This window comes from Chitinophaga sp. Ak27 (assembly GCF_012726295.1).
Lineage (GTDB): Bacteria > Bacteroidota > Bacteroidia > Chitinophagales > Chitinophagaceae > Chitinophaga.
The window spans coordinates 174,152-190,048 of record NZ_JABAOB010000011.1 but is presented as its reverse complement, the minus strand read 5'-3'; the positions used below and the strand labels follow the sequence as shown (position 1 = coordinate 190,048).

Annotated in this window: 14 protein-coding genes; 10 read left to right on the top strand and 4 right to left on the bottom strand. The window is 48.0% G+C overall.

From position 1 onward, the window contains the following. Positions 1-96 precede the first annotated feature (96 nt). Positions 97-2,388: a serine hydrolase gene (locus HGH90_RS28700; RefSeq protein WP_169192498.1), complete on the top strand. Its 2,292-nt coding sequence runs from the start codon at positions 97-99 to the stop codon at positions 2,386-2,388. A gap of 6 nt (positions 2,389-2,394) precedes the next feature. On the opposite strand, the gene HGH90_RS28695 is transcribed toward HGH90_RS28700, so the two are convergent. After that, positions 2,395-3,744, bottom strand: coding sequence for an SMI1/KNR4 family protein (locus HGH90_RS28695; protein ID WP_169192497.1), 1,350 nt, complete (start codon positions 3,742-3,744; stop codon positions 2,395-2,397). Positions 3,745-4,031: 287 nt separating this feature from the next. Between HGH90_RS28695 and HGH90_RS28690 the strand changes: the two genes are divergently transcribed. Both HGH90_RS28690 and HGH90_RS28685 read left to right on the top strand, forming a co-directional pair. Continuing rightward, complete coding sequence (locus HGH90_RS28690) at positions 4,032-4,958, top strand: glycoside hydrolase family 43 protein (protein WP_169192496.1); 927 nt, start codon at positions 4,032-4,034, stop codon at positions 4,956-4,958. Between the two features lie 198 nt (positions 4,959-5,156). Next, positions 5,157-7,148, top strand: coding sequence for an alpha-L-arabinofuranosidase C-terminal domain-containing protein (locus HGH90_RS28685; RefSeq protein WP_248277083.1), 1,992 nt, complete (start codon positions 5,157-5,159; stop codon positions 7,146-7,148). A 41-nt stretch (positions 7,149-7,189) separates the two neighbouring features. Here the strand turns inward: HGH90_RS28685 and HGH90_RS28680 are convergent, their stop codons facing one another. Beyond that, the gene (locus HGH90_RS28680) at positions 7,190-8,116 is read right to left on the bottom strand and encodes a nuclear transport factor 2 family protein (RefSeq protein WP_169192495.1); all 927 of its coding nucleotides are present in this window, start codon (positions 8,114-8,116) and stop codon (positions 7,190-7,192) included. 242 nt (positions 8,117-8,358) lie between these two features. Here HGH90_RS28680 and HGH90_RS28675 point away from each other — a divergent pair, with 242 nt between their 5' ends. Beyond that, the gene (locus HGH90_RS28675) at positions 8,359-8,787 is read left to right on the top strand and encodes a hypothetical protein (protein ID WP_169192494.1); all 429 of its coding nucleotides are present in this window, start codon (positions 8,359-8,361) and stop codon (positions 8,785-8,787) included. Between the two features lie 94 nt (positions 8,788-8,881). Here HGH90_RS28675 and HGH90_RS28670 read toward each other — a convergent pair whose 3' ends face one another. Both HGH90_RS28670 and HGH90_RS28665 read right to left on the bottom strand, forming a co-directional pair. Beyond that, positions 8,882-9,304, bottom strand: coding sequence for an SH3 domain-containing protein (locus HGH90_RS28670; protein WP_145665712.1), 423 nt, complete (start codon positions 9,302-9,304; stop codon positions 8,882-8,884). Between the two features lie 24 nt (positions 9,305-9,328). Beyond that, positions 9,329-9,820, bottom strand: coding sequence for a BON domain-containing protein (locus tag HGH90_RS28665; RefSeq protein ID WP_168765378.1), 492 nt, complete (start codon positions 9,818-9,820; stop codon positions 9,329-9,331). 569 nt (positions 9,821-10,389) lie between these two features. Here HGH90_RS28665 and HGH90_RS28660 point away from each other — a divergent pair. From HGH90_RS28660 to HGH90_RS28635, 6 genes are all read left to right on the top strand, one after another. Beyond that, positions 10,390-10,692: an autorepressor SdpR family transcription factor gene (locus HGH90_RS28660; protein WP_168765377.1), complete on the top strand. Its 303-nt coding sequence runs from the start codon at positions 10,390-10,392 to the stop codon at positions 10,690-10,692. After that, positions 10,679-11,569, top strand: a complete 891-nt coding sequence (locus HGH90_RS28655; RefSeq protein ID WP_169192493.1) for an SdpI family protein — start codon at positions 10,679-10,681, stop codon at positions 11,567-11,569. Before HGH90_RS28660 ends, HGH90_RS28655 begins: the two co-directional genes overlap by 14 nt. Positions 11,570-11,615: 46 nt before the next feature. After that, positions 11,616-12,890 carry an alpha/beta fold hydrolase gene (locus HGH90_RS28650; RefSeq protein WP_168765375.1) on the top strand — a complete coding sequence of 425 codons (1,275 nt, stop codon included), beginning with the start codon at positions 11,616-11,618 and terminating at the stop codon, positions 12,888-12,890. Between the two features lie 93 nt (positions 12,891-12,983). Next, positions 12,984-13,520, top strand: a complete 537-nt coding sequence (locus tag HGH90_RS28645; protein WP_168765374.1) for an RNA polymerase sigma-70 factor — start codon at positions 12,984-12,986, stop codon at positions 13,518-13,520. A gap of 14 nt (positions 13,521-13,534) precedes the next feature. Next, positions 13,535-14,521: a FecR family protein gene (locus HGH90_RS28640; protein WP_169192492.1), complete on the top strand. Its 987-nt coding sequence runs from the start codon at positions 13,535-13,537 to the stop codon at positions 14,519-14,521. Further along, complete coding sequence (locus HGH90_RS28635; protein WP_169192491.1) at positions 14,460-15,884, top strand: hypothetical protein; 1,425 nt, start codon at positions 14,460-14,462, stop codon at positions 15,882-15,884. Before HGH90_RS28640 ends, HGH90_RS28635 begins: the two co-directional genes overlap by 62 nt. Positions 15,885-15,897 lie beyond the last annotated feature (13 nt).

Here is a 15,897-nt window from a genome sequence, read left to right as displayed (position 1 = left end):
TTGCCATCGCCATAATTTGGTTTTTTTTAACACCATTAGCTCAATGTCTCCCCAGTGAATAGCATAATTTAACGGCTCCTTTTATGGCTTATGCAGATGAAAATCTATGAGGTTCTTTTCTTATGCCTCGGAATTATAGTGAGGCCGGCATGGGCGCAGCAGCTCCCACACAGCATTAGCGGCAAAGTAATAGATGCGGCCAGCAGCAAGCCATTGCCCGCCGCCAATATTACCGTGCACAAAACCGGTATAGGGACTGTCAGCAATGAAGCCGGTGAATTTCGCCTGCAGGTACCCGCCGCTTTTCAAAAAGATACCCTGCGCATTTCCTGCCTGGGCTACGCGGTACAATACCTGCCAGTCGCGCAAATGACCAGCGGCGCAACAATCGGGCTGGAACCCACCGGGATCCAGTTGAAAGAAGTGGCAGTAGGTATCAAAGATCCGTTGAAATTATTGCAGCAGGCAGTGAAAAAAATACCAGGGAACTATCTCACCAACCCCTGCCTGTTAAAAGGTTTTTACAGGGCCGTTACCCAAAAGGACCAGGAATACCTGGAATTATCAGAAGCCGTTTTCAATATTTATAGCCAAGGGTATGGTAGCGCCGCTTCCAACCAGTTATACCTCGAAGGCATGAGGGCAGTGAAAGATGAAGCGGCCTCCCATGGCGTGGAATGGGGACTTAAACCCAACAACCTGTTCGAATTTGATGTAGTCAACAGCATGACAGGCGATGGGATACTGGGCGCGGCAGCCTGGCGTAAGTATGTGTTTGCATTAACAGGTATTGTTAATTACAAAGGACAGCCGGCCTATGAAATAACTTTTGATCAACGGGAGGAGCTAAAAGAATCTTTATACAAAGGAAGGTTTTATATAGACCAAGCCTCGCTGGCGTTTCTCAAAGTTGAGTATGCCCTGAGCCCCAAAGGTTTGCCATATGCGCGCTATGGAGATATGGTAACCCGCTCCCTGCTAAAAATGCTGGGCATGGACATCAAACGGCTGAAAGAAACCACAGCAGTGGAGTACAATAAAGTAGGAGACCGGTGGGTATTATCAAACGCAGTAAATTACTCCGATATAAATATCCATAGTAAAAACCGTGGTTATAATTTTATCAGTCATACTAAAGTAGATTATATCATTACCAATGTAGATACCACCGCCACAGGGCAGGGAATTACAGGTCAGAAAATCAAAAACGACAAGCTGATTGAATTTCATAGCTTACCGCCTGATACAGTGTTCTGGCGTAATAACACCATCCAGCTGGCCGACTTCGATGCAGAAGCCGCCTTCTCTACACTGCGCGCAAGAAATGAAGCCGCTAACCTGAAAAAACAATGGCAAACACGTACGCGGAAAATGAAGTGGATGCCCATGGAGCGAATCGACTCCCTGTTGAGCTTTTATCACCAACATCGGCAATTCAACGGCACTGCGCTGATCAGGGATAACCAGGGAAATAGCTACGTTAAACATTACGGCTACGCCGATAAAGAACAGCAGCGGCTCGCAGATAGCCTCACGCAATATCGCATCGGTTCCCTGTCTAAATCGTTCACCGCCATCGTGATCCTGCAACTGGTGGAAGAAGGGAAGCTGCACTTAAACGATGAAGTAAAAAAGATCTTACCGGGCTATGTGCATGGGGAGGTAACGATTGAGCAGCTACTCACGCATCAGTCAGGGATCCCCAATTATACCAACAACAGCGAGTATCTTTCAAACATACTGCGTCAGCGGTTTTCCCTCGATGAACTGGTGACGCAGTTTTGCAGCGACTCCCTGGATTTTACCCCAGGTACCCGTTTTCAATATAGTAACAGTGGTTACGTGGTGCTGGCTCGTGTAATAGAGGTGATCTGTCATCAACCATTTCCCCGCGTGCTGAAAGAACGGATTTTTATGCCAGCAGGCATGCGGCACACTTATGCCGGAAATACGGATACTACGGCTGCCGGGCAGCTGGCCACAGGGTATCTCGATAACGCCCCGGAACCAGCCTATTATACCGGCAATACATTGGGCGCCGCAGGTATCGTTTCCACCGGAACAGATCTCCTTCGCTGGAATGATGCCCTCACCACGCATACGTTGCTACCGCAACGCCGGCTGGAGGAAATGTGGCAACAGCATGCCGTATACTCCGATTGGGATGCAGGGTACGGCTATGGCTGGATGATAGACTTCGGACAGTTTGACGTATCCACGGAATCCCATCGCGTTATCTACCATCCCGGGACGGATATGGGTTTCTATACCATGTTCGCCCGGCAGGCGGGAAAAGCAGGCGTAGTGATCCTGCTGAATAACACGGGTGATTTTCCCCGCTTTGATCTCACAGATATGATTTTTACTGCGCTGAACGAAGCCCGGTAATAGCTGCTATGGCATTTGTTGCAACTGTTGTAGTGTAAGCCGGTACTCTTCCAATCGTTGTTTTAAGTTAGATAAGATGTAGGAGTCGGCACCGTGCGATCTGGAGGCAAGGTGCTTGTATATGGGCAACAGCTGAGGATCTTTTACTCCCGATAGCGCCTGCAGGGCCGTACGGATGACATCTTCCGATTCGTCGTTCAACCCGCTGATAAAAGCGGAGAGATAAGCGTCTTTATCTTCCAGTTTACCCAGGGTATATAACGCTGTAACACGTATATCGGCCAGCGTATGATGTACAAAGGGCGCTATTACTGGCCCAAACGGGTATTGGCTTTCGGTGAGGAGATAAGTACAGAACCGGAATGTTTCGCCGTCCTGCACCATCGGTAATTGGGTGGTCACCAACGCACACCATTCTGCACAACGGTCCTTTGCATACCAGTAAATAAATTTAATGATGTCGGGGAAGTGGTCTTCCCAGGCGGTCAGCAGGTAAGGCTTTGCCCGCTTATAATCAAACTTGGTTAATATTTGCAGCCATTGCAGATGAGCTGCCTCATCTGCATGTTGCAGGGCCGTTTCCAATTGGTCTGTTGTTACGGCACCCAATACTGTTTTTGCGACGATGCCATCCAGGCACTCGGCTTTAAATGCCGGATCGGCGGACGATTGATATTGTTCCAGCAGAACGGCCATACTTCCGTTCCGGCGGTAGCCATACCAGGGAGCTGTATCGGCAATAAGGTCCCCGGAAATAACTTCGTCCAGCCAGCCTTCATACCAGTCGAGGAAATTATCAGCAAAGGAAAACACCGGTTGCGCCAGGTCCAGGTCAATATTTACCACGCGGCCAGCGTACGGGCCATTCAGCAGTAATCCGTGATAGTAGCTGCATCCCTGCGAGCCAATAGGCAGTATGCCGGCAAATACCCGGCCTAACGTGGCTGTATATACGTCGTCTGACAGATCGTCGGCCAGCAGGTCATGCTTTAGCGATTCCCAATGAGCGGCTGTCATGCCCGGGTAGATGTTTACCGGTTGCTGAAGGTAATCCGAAGGCGCTCCGGCAAACTCGTCTGTATTTTCTCCCATAGGATAAATACCATAAAATGGCCCGGCGGCGGAATCCATGTAGGAGGGCCCCCCATTACCTATAGTGGTAAGGAAGGCTTTATAACAGGCTGGTAACTCAATTCCCCGGGTAAGTTCAAACGCTGCTACCTGCTCAGGTTGGAGCGGTGTATACAAAATATATTGATGGTCGCTCGCACCAAACGTTTTATGTTCGCTGTCTGCGTCACGTGCCAGGACTAATTTGGCTATTATCCGGCTGATCTGTTCTTTAAATACTGACATTGGTGTTCCGGTTAACAAGAAAACATTCTCTTTTTTTCAATGGCAAGGTACTAAACCGGTTATTACCTGCCGCCGGTTATTTTATTATTTATAAAGAGATATTTGTATCTTGCAATTAAATGTTTAGTTGACAATTAATTAGACGCCGCTATAGTATTGCTAAAATTCCGCGTGATCGCACCTTTAGACATCGCATACGTATAAACGGAAACCTATGAAAACCGGTTCTTCCCTAAACGGGAAAACCGGTATATTGTATGGCTCAAACAAAAACAGTAATAGTATTTATGAAGAAAATCTGGATGGTTATCTTGCTGATAGGCGTGATAAAGGCGGCAACAGCGCAGGATTCAATATACATTTTCTCTTATTTTAAAGATAACGGACAAGATGGTCTGCACCTCGCCTACAGCGAGGATGGTTATACCTGGAAGGAACTGGGCAATGGCCGTTCTTACCTGCAGCCCACCGCTGGAAAAGATAAACTCATGCGGGATCCTTGCGTGATCCGCGGCGCAGATGGATTGTTTCACATGGTGTGGACCGTTAGCTGGAATGAAAAAGGGGTTGGCTATGCCTCGTCCCCTGACCTGTTGCACTGGTCGTCCCAGCAAGACATTCCCGTTATGGAGCACGAGCCCGGCGCACTCAACTGCTGGGCGCCGGAAATCACCTACGACGCGCGCAACAATGCCTACATGATTTACTGGGCTACCACCATTCCCGGGCGTTTCCCTGCCGGCGATACCAGTGGCGATGATAAATACAACCACCGCCTGTATTACGTCACCACTAAGAACTTTAAACAGTTCACACCTGCGCGGGTGCTGTACGACCAGGGATTCAATGTAATAGATGCTACCATCATCCCCGACAATAACCGCTACGTGATGTTCCTGAAAGATGAAACCCGGAAGCCGCCGCAAAAAAATATCCGCATTGCAGTCAGCAATAAATTGACGAAGGGATACGGAAAGCCGTCGGCGCCCATCACTGGGCAATACTGGGCGGAAGGTCCTACGGTATTGAAAAGAGGCAAGGAGTGGATCGTTTATTTTGATAAATATACCCAGGGCAGCTACGGCGCCGTAAGATCAGAAGACAACGGGAAAACCTGGTCCGACATCTCCGATAAACTGACCATGCCTAAAGGGCTCCGCCATGGAACGGTGGTAGCCATTACCCGGGACGAATTTGATAAGCTAAAAGACTAAGCAGAAGGCTTAATGCGAAAAGGTATTGTGAAGAAGACTTTGGCGAATATTTAATGTTCGCGGTAGTCATTCTCCACAATAGCTTTTTGCTTTTTAAAAAATAATTGTCAAATTGACGATTAATAAAATAATTTATTATTTTTCCGTTGAAAACAGCCGGCAGGATGCACAACACTGCCGGGAAAAGCATTCACGGTTATGAAAAACACAAACAAATGGTGTGCTGCCAGAAAACCGCTCCCCGGTATGGTAGCGTGCTTGGCAACAGCACTCTGCAGCCTGTCTGCCAACATTACTTATGCACAACAGCAAACAGCCGGTCAACCGGTAAATGGCATTCCTGCGAAAACTATTTCTCCCAATTTATTTGGTATCTTCTTCGAAGACATCAGCTATGCAGCGGATGGAGGACTTTACGCAGAACTGATCCAGAACAGGTCGTTCGAATATACGCCGGCGGATCGCAGAAACTGGCATTCCCTCACCGCATGGGAGTACCTCACCAAAGGCTATGGATACGGCTCCCTGTCGGTAGAAACGAAAGCGCCGGTGCATCCCAATAACCCGCATTATGTGGTGCTCAACATAGATGATGCAGGGCAGGAGGGCGTAGGATTGGTAAATGAAGGCTTTGACGGCATCGTGCTCAGGGCAGGGGAGCAGTACGACTTTTCGGTATTTACCCGCTTGTTGTCGGCGCAACCCATCCCGGTGACGGTACAATTGAGAAGTAAGAAAGGAGAGATTTACGCCGAAACCACTTTTACAGCAGCTGCCAAAAGCTGGAAAAAATATTCCCTGGCACTCACGCCCGGCAAGAGCGACGATAGCGCCAGGCTGGCCATTGTGGCCAAAACCAAAGGGATACTGGCCATCGACATGGTATCTCTATTTCCACATAATACTTTCCATGGAAGAACAAATGGCCTGCGCTCCGATCTGGCCCAGGCTGTTGCTGAGCTGCAACCGAAATTTATGCGCTTCCCCGGCGGCTGCCTGGTACACGGTGATGGACTCAACAACATGTATCGCTGGAAGAACACTATTGGCCCGGTAGAAGAGCGGAAGGAGCAAAGAAATATCTGGTCTTACCACCAGTCCACCGGCCTGGGCTATTTTGAGTACTTCCAGTTTTGCGAAGACATTGGCGCCAAACCCTTGCCGGTAGTACCTGCGGCGGTGAGCTGCCAGAATTCAGGCGGTACCTGGGTCATTGGCGGCACCGGGCAGAAAGCCCTACCCCTGGCAGATATGCCAGCTTATATACAAGAGGTGTTGGACCTGGTAGAATATGCCAACGGCCCGGCCACTTCTAAATGGGGCGCTAAAAGAGCAGCTGCCGGCCATCCGGCGCCTTTCCACCTCGAATACCTGGCCATTGGTAATGAAGACAAACAAACCCCGGAATTCCGGGAACGTTTTAAAATGATCTATGAGGCGGTGAAGAAGAAATATCCGAATATCACGCTGATCGGCACTTCCGGACCGGGTTTCGATGGGGAAGACTTTCAGGAAGGTTGGGCATTTGCCAATAAATATGGCTGGCAGATGATGGACGAACATTACTATGAGAACCCAGAATGGTTCCTGGCACATACCCACCGCTATGATCAATACAACCGCAACGGCTCCAAAGTATATATAGGCGAGTATGCCTCTAAAGGAAATACATTGTTCAATGCTATGTCGGAAGCCTTGTATATGACAGGACTGGAACGCAACGGCGATGTGGTAAGCATGGCGTCTTATGCGCCGCTGCTGGCCAGAACGGCCCATACCTCCTGGAATCCCAACCTGATTTATTTCACCGGCAACAGCGTGTCGTTGACGCCCAATTATTATGTGCAGCAATTATTTTCCCGCAACAACGGCGACATGTACTATGATAACGTGGTATCGTTTTCACCAGCCGACAGCCGTACTGCCGGCGCTTCCTGCGTAAAAGATACCAAAACCGGCGATGTGATTATTAAACTGGTAAATGCCGGCGATACGCCGGTTACCGCTACCGCCTCGCTGCCTCCACTGGGAGCACGTTCAGGAATGGCTGTCATCACTATTCTCAGCGGCGAAAGCAAAACGTCTACACAACCGGTGATCAAGACGGCAGACTTTAAACCTGGCGAAACCCTGAACTATACATTGCCTCCTTATTCGTTGTCCGTGATCCGGGCAAAAACGAAAGACTAATCATTCCCCGGCGCCGGCATTGCCGGCGCCGGAAACAGGTATTAGTGCAAACTGATAACCCGGGAGATCTGCCAATGACCATCCGTATTTTTCCAGAGCACAATAAACTTACTGGCTTTTGAAGGCGTACCCACTGGCTGCTGATTGTTATGAAACCGGTGGTAGGCTATCTCCACCGCGCCATACCCGTGAATCGGGTATACTTCCAGGCTGCCAGGCACCAGTTCCCGGCTTACCTTACCACAGATATTTTTATGGGTAGACTCCAGTACATCTTTTTTGGAAGCACTCAAGCCTGTTTGGTCATGATAAAATTCCAGACTGTCGCTAAATGTATTGGTCATCGTTTCCATATCACAGTTGTTGTAAGCATGGAAGAACAGGCTGTCTTGCCGCGCAATCACGTCATATAATGGTTCAGCAGAGGGTACATAGGGATTAGGAGCATAACGGGGCTGGCCGGCATCAGGAAAACTGGTTTTTACCGCATAGTCCAGCTCACTTACCATCTTCCAGTCGTTGCCCTCTCTTTTCCAATTGCGTGTAAATTTAGATTCCTCCACCAGCCGTTCTCCTCCCTGTTCCATTAGTACGTATAGCCGTTGTATTCCGGTTTGTATTGCCTCCTGATGGTTGACCGGGATCACCTGCAGGCTGTTACCAGCAATTTCACGCCGCATCTCTGGCGTATGACTCGTACAGCGGTGCTGGATGTTTTCAATAAAACTAGCCAGCGACTGTGTTCCGGTAGGGCCATCAGACCCATTGTCATGGTAGAATACAAAGTCCGGGGCGAAGACTTCGTGTAGCCGTTGCACATCACAACTGTGGAAGGCAATATCAAACAACAGGCTGTCCTTCGCTTTCAAAGTCCTATAAAGCGCCGTTGTTGCCTGTCCCCGGGCGCCTGTCGCTTGCAGGAATAGTGTACCTGTTATAATCGTAAATAATTTAATGTGTTTGAGCATAATATGAATTTTTAGCTGTAGATGCCATGTAAATGGATGTTTGATGTTATACAAAGATATATGCATTTAATGGTAGTGTGTAATACATATTACGTGGGTTTCAAAAAATAATGATCAACGGCAAATGTTATCCAGCGCTGGCAGTGTTATTTTTTATGCTATCTTTAATAAGTTGATCCCTGAAATTCCATTATGATCCTGTGATGTTTAGCTAGTAGAAATCCTGATAAACCCTCAAATATATGATACGCCACTTTAGGAAAATTTCATGTGTATTGTTATTGACTACCCGGATGGGTAATGCTGCTGCGCAGAAGGAGATTGCTTCGCTGCCTGCTGCCAATGACAGTTCTTATGGTTATACTGCGGCCAATCCTGTAAAACTTAAGAAAGGTAATGTGGAGAAAAGCATCCTCCATACAATGGATTACCTGGCCGGACTAGTGACCGCAGATAACCAGGCGCTGGTGCTGATAAAACGCTCCTCGGTACCGGCTCCCGGACGTTCCGCCACCGCTCTCAGCGAGCGGTTTGGCGTAGCCAAACCCGGCATACTGGATAAATATGTTTTCGTAACCGCCACTTCAAAAGATACGATTACCCTGTTCGTAGATATTTATAACAAAAGCAAAACCATGATACCCGCGGGACTGAAATATGTACAACCATGATGGATTCGTGTATTCCTGCCCGTTAGGTCATCATCCCATAAAAAAGAGGTTGTACCCCGTACAACCTCTTTTTTTATGATCTCTTTACTCGTGCTTACTCAACAGGCGTCAGGTATTGCGCATAGGCATACCCTTCTGCTCCGCCATCAGTACGGATTAACCACCACTGATCACTTTGTTTGCTGATCAGTGAAACCACTTCATTGTGTGCAGCTTTACCTACAATCGGCTGATCAGTGCCTGGACCCTTACGGATATTAAGGTTGGTAGAGTCGGTAGTTACCGTCAGTTTAGCGCCCGCTACTGCTGTTGCTACATTGATGTTCATAACTACGTCGCCGGCCAGGAAATTTGGATCGATCTTGCCGTAGATGTCCCACAGCTGGTCTTTTACAGCGCCGCTGGGTGCTTCGCCATCAATATGTAATACGCCATCCTGTTCAGCTACCTGTAGATTGGTAGTACCGGAGGATTTAGCTGCATCAATCAGCTCTTTGTATTTATCCTGTAATGCCATGATTAATAAATTTAGGGGTGGAAATTATTTTACTTTCAAACCGGAAGCATCAACTTTCTTAGGCTTCAGCGCATCTAATGCCATTTTCAGTTTTTTCCAGCGATCTGCTTTTGCTTCTCCGGTAATGGTAATAACACCGTCTTTTACATCTGCAGTAATACCAGGGAAATCTTTTACGATATCTGCTACTGAAGTCTTCAGCGCATCATCAGCAGTGGCAACAGGTGCTGCCGGAGTAGGAGGTGGTGGAGGCGTTACTGTAATGTTGTCTACTACGCTTTTTACCCCAGCTGTTACTTTGGCGGTATTTTCTGCCGCATCTTTGTCCGCTTCATTGGCAACGGTTCCCGTAAGCGTAACTACACCATCTTTTACATCAGCGCTAACGCCGGGACTCGACTGTAAAGCCGCTACTACCGCAGCTTTGATGTCCGCATCTTTAGGTTTTGATTTACAGGAAATCATAAACATAAGTCCTGCAGCAAGGGCGAGTGAGGTCAGGTGTTTCATTTTCATAGTCATACTGTGTTTTAGTAATGAAATAATAATTCTTAAGTTAAGTATCTTTTTTCAACTGGCCATCACGCCATTGTATGTTGTTTATTTTTTAATACGACGCTTCAGTCTGTAAAATCATGCCGGTTTTTTATCTACCTCAAAAAATTTCGGGATTTTTTTTAAACCCGTATGGAATTTTATCCTTTCCCCGCATCATGCCGCCGAACAGCGATAAAAGGCTGGTGATATTGAAAGTATCGTTCTGATTAATACGTATTTATAGCGTTTACATAAATTTTAGTCCATGGTTGCACCCGGATAACAATAACATATATACGATAATGTAGGGTATTTATATTGGGAGAAACAAAAATATATTCCTTTGAATATTTATACTGTTTTTTGGTTGCTCCACGGCGGTTAATGTCCTGGGAAGATACGCCCGTAACCCCGGTTATTTCCAGCGCCTTCCACTAAGAGGATGACGCTTTTTATACCCCTGCGTAAGGACATATTTCTGAAATATTTTGCGGATTACCCCCGTTTACCTATTTTTGTATTTAGATAGTTGTCTAAATATATATCTAATGAACAACGTTTTCAAAGCACTCAACGATAAAACCCGCCGGGATATCCTGGAGCTGCTGAAACGGGAAGACATGACGGCGGGACAGATTGCCGACCACTTTAATTTCTCCAAACCTACCATTTCGCATCACCTGGATTTGCTGAAACAGGCGGAACTATTGACCAGCGTGAAAAAGGGGCAGTTTGTGTTTTATTCCCTCAACACTACGGTAATGGACGAATTATTAAAGTGGATGCTGCAGTTTACCGCCAATACCTTACCTCTCAAAAAGAAAATAACACCCCGCTATGAAGGAAAATAAATGGTTGAGGGATGTCCCGCTACTAGCCGTCATGGGCGCGCCCTTCGTGGCATACCTATGCCTGCGGAGCCAACTGCCGCCTACATTGCCATCGCACTACACGATTGGCGCAGAAGGAAAGTGGATCGCCAATGCCTACATGTCGCCATTGAGAAGCATATGCGCCATGCTGATTGGCAGCCTCATTGTATATGCCGCAATGAGCATCCCCACGTTTATAAATACGCAAAAAAGGGAGGCACCCCGGCAAATCAGAGCTATCGCTCCTACTTTATATATTATGAAAGTGGCACTGGTGCTCTTGTTTACGGGTATCCCGATTTATGAAATGCTGGTAGGCGCCGGTAAATTATCTGCCGGAAGCTCTTCCATGCTGGCTTACATGGGCGGCGCCGGGTTGCTGGTGCTATTGAATATTTTTATTTACCGGGTATACGCCATCATGTATAAATATGCCGATGAAAAACCACTGGCACGTAAATCTTATGTGGTCATCTGGGCGAGCACACATGTGGTAACTGCTATCGGCCCCCTTTGTATACTGCTGGCCGGTATGCACGTCAACCCCGAAAGAATGATAGCACAGTTTGTCCTGGTGTTTCTTGCTATTACCGGCAACCTCCTGTATAACGTGCGCCCCAACCGCTACCTGGGCATCCGCACGCCCTGGACGTTGAGGAACGATACGGTATGGCGGAAAACACATCGTTTGGGAGGCATCCTGTTTTTCGTGTTCGGTACCCTGGGTTTTATCGCTACCTTGGCAACTACCGGTTATCAGTCGCGTTACATCATGCTGGCTGTCCTGGCCATTACCACGCTGATACCAAGCATATACTCTTTTGCCCTCTACAGAAAATTAATTCATCAAGCCTGATACTATGAAACGTTTATTCATCTTAATGATTATAAGCTGCAGCCAAATGGCGACAGCATCTTATATACATCAAACTACTCCTTTGCACCTTTCTTCCTTTGCAGCTTCACGTGCCCAACAGCAAAAAGACAGTGTGGTGAGCCTTTTCTTTGAACAACTCGGTAAAGGTAACTGGGAGGCTGCCCGGGAGGCGGTAGATCCAGCGGTGAAGGACAAGCTGACCGCCGCATTGCTTAGCAGCACCTGGCAACAACTGGAGCTGGCCTACGGCAAGTGGGAGGCATTCACCAACCAGCAAACAATTCCGGCCGACCGTATGCACGTGATACTCGCTGCCAATACCTTTGCCCGGGGGCATATCCTCTTTAAAGTGGCATTGAGCCAGCAGCACAAGATAACGGGATTTTTTATAGAAGAAGCCCGGACTAATGCGCCTATATTGCAATCCAATGAAAGCGCTGATTCCATTACCACGAAAGACGGTGGTACGCTCTATGGCACGCTGACGCTGCCCCCGGGAAAAACAACCGCACCTGTAGTATTGATCATCGCCGGATCTGGTCCCACCGACCGTAATGGAAACAATGTGATGCTGCCGTTGCCCAACAGCGCCTCCTACCAGCAAATGGCTGCAGGCCTTGCCGCCAGCGGCATTGCCTCCCTGCGTTACGACAAACGCAGAGTGGGAGAAAGCCAGGGATTCTCTATTCCTATAGATCAAACAACGCTCAACGAATTTACCACCGATGCCATCGCCTGGGTAGATCACCTCCAGCAAGACAAACGGTTTACCGGCGTTACCGTTATGGGGCATAGTGAAGGCTGCCTTATAGGCAGCAAGGTGGCCGGGGAAAGAAAGCTGCACCGGCTGATACTGCTCTGTCCCCCGGGAGAACCCATGAGCAAACTGCTGACCATGCAGTTAAAGCCACGCCTGAGTGATTCGCTGAATCAACAGCTGGATAATATCTTGACCGCGCTGAGCAACGGTAACAATCCCACCACCATACCCCGCGACCTGGGAATGCTCTTTGCTCCCTCCCTGTATAATTTCTGGAAAAGCACCTTTAAGTATGTGCCCTGCGCTTTACTGGCCCCGGTAAAAACGCCAATACTGCTGGTAGGTGGTTCGGCTGATGTGCAGGTGCCCCCCGCGCAGTTGGATATCCTGCACCGCTGTAAGCCAGCAGCCACCTTGCTGATGGTGCCCGGCATGACGCATACCCTGAAAAACAACAGTAATATTGGACCGGATAAAAATGCACCCTTACCTTTGGCGCCGGAACTAATGCCCGCATTGGTAGCATTTATTAAAAAATAAATCTCAAAATTATTTTTCACTGGCATAGGGGGATTTTTCAGTTAAGGTGTATTAAGGGTATAACAGCAAAGGGAGTTGCATCTGCCACTGGAAATGAAGCAAGGTCATGACAAACTGGTTTCACTTGTAGAACACTACTTTCATACTTACTATGAAAGCCTGCACCGCTATGCCTTTACGATCCTGAAAGACAACGACCAGGCAAAAGACGCCGTACAGGCGGTGTTCCTGAAACTATGGGAGAAAAGGAGTACGATCGACGAAGAACAATCTGTAAAATCTTATCTCTACACAGCCGTATACAATTATTGCCTGAATGTAAAACGGCACGACAAAGTGAAAGACCGCTATGCGGCAGAAAGCAATATAACCGGAGATGACAGCAATCAGTTGGTCAGCAAAGAAATCAGTCAACGTATCATGTCACAGGTAGCCGCGCTGCCTCCGCAATGCCGGCTGATCTTTACTAAGAGCCGGTTTGAAGGGAAGAAGTACGCCACTATCGCAGCGGAGATGAACCTGTCGGTAAAAACGGTAGAAGCACAAATGGGCAAAGCATTGAAAATTTTACGGGAAAAATTACTGGACCTGATCATCAGCCTCGTCATCTTTTTTCTCTGGTATAGCTAACAATATTATTAATAATGAATAGTCCCGGTCACATACAAGTAGATGAGGAAGTACTGGCTAAGTACCTTTCCGGAGAAGCATCTCCGGAGGAAGCCATGGCTGTGGATAATTGGGTGAAGGCAGATGATGACAACCGGCGCCTGTTTGAACAGGCTATGAAAGTATGGGAGGGCACCAATACCGGCTCTTACTGGCAACTTCCTGATCCGCAAATCACTTTAACAGCCCTCCGCACGCAGGCGCTGGCTAAATCCTCTGGCAGGATAAAAGCCATCCGCTGGAGCATTGCAGCTGCCGTGCTCCTGCTCTTGGGCGCCACCGGCCTGTATGTGGGCTGGCAAAAGAAAAACGCCCTGCAACCACCACTGGCGCTGATCACCCGCACTGCGCAGGATATTACATTACAGGATACATTACCGGATCACTCACTGGCTACCATCCAGCCAGGCAGTACTATTGCTTACACTCCCGGTTTCTCCGGCGCCGCCCGGGAAATACAACTGAGCGGTAACGCCACTTTCGATGTAACTTCCAACCCGGTTAAACCGTTTAGGGTGCGTGTGGGCGATATCCAGGTGCAGGTGTTGGGTACTGTATTTCGGGTGTGGGAAGACAGCCAGCACATCAGGGTGCAGGTAAATGCAGGCGCAGTAAAAATGTATAGAAACGAAGACGGTATCGTCCTGAAATCAGGACAAGCAGGGAGCTACGAAAAAGCCCATCACCGCTTTATCACCGATTCCATTCCGGCCGTTGGAACAAGACTGCCATCCTTTACCTTTACTAATGCCAGCCTGAAAGATATAGCTACGCAGCTGGAAAAAGCCTATGGTATACATGTGGTATTTAAGAATAAAAAACTGGAAGCCTGTACCATGAGCAGTTCTTTCGATAATAAGACGAAGGAATTTATTTTTGATGTTATCTCAATTACGTTGAATGTTCAATGCAGGATCGAAAAAGATACGGTGTATATCAGTGGTATGGGATGTAATGAATAGTATTGGCCGTTGCATCATAATCGTGTTAATCGCCCTGGCAGCCGCCAGCCCGGCCAACGCGCAGCAAAGAAAAGTAAACTTGCAAAAGCAGGTGGTGCTTCCGGGAAAAAACCTCCGGTTTGATTCGCTGTTGGGTATCGTTAGCCGCCAGACAGGCGCGCGCTTTTCGCTGAACACCCGCAAGTTTCCGCCGGGCCGTGTCATTCACGCAAGTAGCGGCACCATGTCTGTGGCGAAGCTCCTGGCAGAGATCAGGCAATATACCGGTATTTATTATACGATTTTAGGCGAACATATTATCTTCATCGATAATCCACCTCCCGGTGCTAAACCGGCGTCTACACGTCCAGCAACGAAAATAACGACTAAGGCGAAAATACCGGCCGTTGTTACTATTCCATGGCGTCAACAATTACATACACTGCCGCCACGATATCCTTCTTCCGATATACCCACTAACTTTGATACCGCCTTCCATCTTTTCATGGCAGATACGGCATGGACGCTTTCAAAAAAAGATTCCACCTTTGGCCGTTTATCCCCGCCAACAGATAGTTCCAGGCAACTGACTTTAACGGGCGGATGGTCGCTGCGTCCCGGATGGCATTGGAAGAAAGGTACAGACTCTGCGAAGTATACGTTCGTTATCATCCCCGGAAAAGATTCGGCTGCCGATAAAACAATACCACCGGCAACGGATATAGCAAAGGCACGTAAAGAAACGGCTGTTCATAAAACCAGCGTCTTGCAATCATGGTGGCAAAATACTTTTGCCAGCGGTTACCAGCGGCCTGCATCGATGAAAGGAAATAACAGCAGTGAACGACGCCCCTTTGCCTTCCTGCTTAATGCCGGTGTGTCGGCAGATGAAATGAATTATGTGAACCCTACTTTGCAATTGGGATTTCCGTTCCTGTATGGCATCGGCTCCTGGAGCAGCAATTTTAGCAATTCCAGCCTCCGCTGGGGCGCAGGCATCTCCATACGCCTGTCGGAAGATTGGCGATTACACCTGCAAGGTACTACCGGCCAGCTCAGGCAGGCCTGGGATACGATGACGTTAACTTCCACAATGAAAGTACAACATGGGAAATTGGCACTGTTAGCAGAAAAAAGATTGAGCAATCATTTTAGCCTGCAAGGAGGGCTATCCTTTAATCGCATGCTCACGCGTTATTATGACTTCAATGGCCAATTCCAGGCGTTGGATAAATCGGCGATGGAAACGATGAGCACTTATTTCACGCTGCCCAAGCCACCCTATACGCTCAGCGACAACTATGGCGGCAATGGAAACGTAAAGACCTGGATAGGCTTTCAGCTGGGCATATTTTATAACATGAATTTATCAAAACGCAACTAAGGGTTTTTCACTA

Coding starts and splice junctions, on each gene's coding strand:
- HGH90_RS28700 (WP_169192498.1), top strand. CDS start 97: ATGAAAATCTATGAGGTTCTTTTCTTATGCCTCGGAATTATAGTGAGG.
- HGH90_RS28695 (WP_169192497.1), bottom strand. CDS start 3,744: ATGTCAGTATTTAAAGAACAGATCAGCCGGATAATAGCCAAATTAGTC.
- HGH90_RS28690 (WP_169192496.1), top strand. CDS start 4,032: ATGAAGAAAATCTGGATGGTTATCTTGCTGATAGGCGTGATAAAGGCG.
- HGH90_RS28685 (WP_248277083.1), top strand. CDS start 5,157: ATGAAAAACACAAACAAATGGTGTGCTGCCAGAAAACCGCTCCCCGGT.
- HGH90_RS28680 (WP_169192495.1), bottom strand. CDS start 8,116: ATGCTCAAACACATTAAATTATTTACGATTATAACAGGTACACTATTC.
- HGH90_RS28675 (WP_169192494.1), top strand. CDS start 8,359: ATGATACGCCACTTTAGGAAAATTTCATGTGTATTGTTATTGACTACC.
- HGH90_RS28670 (WP_145665712.1), bottom strand. CDS start 9,304: ATGGCATTACAGGATAAATACAAAGAGCTGATTGATGCAGCTAAATCC.
- HGH90_RS28665 (WP_168765378.1), bottom strand. CDS start 9,820: ATGAAAATGAAACACCTGACCTCACTCGCCCTTGCTGCAGGACTTATG.
- HGH90_RS28660 (WP_168765377.1), top strand. CDS start 10,390: ATGAACAACGTTTTCAAAGCACTCAACGATAAAACCCGCCGGGATATC.
- HGH90_RS28655 (WP_169192493.1), top strand. CDS start 10,679: ATGAAGGAAAATAAATGGTTGAGGGATGTCCCGCTACTAGCCGTCATG.
- HGH90_RS28650 (WP_168765375.1), top strand. CDS start 11,616: ATGGCGACAGCATCTTATATACATCAAACTACTCCTTTGCACCTTTCT.
- HGH90_RS28645 (WP_168765374.1), top strand. CDS start 12,984: ATGAAGCAAGGTCATGACAAACTGGTTTCACTTGTAGAACACTACTTT.
- HGH90_RS28640 (WP_169192492.1), top strand. CDS start 13,535: ATGAATAGTCCCGGTCACATACAAGTAGATGAGGAAGTACTGGCTAAG.
- HGH90_RS28635 (WP_169192491.1), top strand. CDS start 14,460: ATGTTCAATGCAGGATCGAAAAAGATACGGTGTATATCAGTGGTATGG.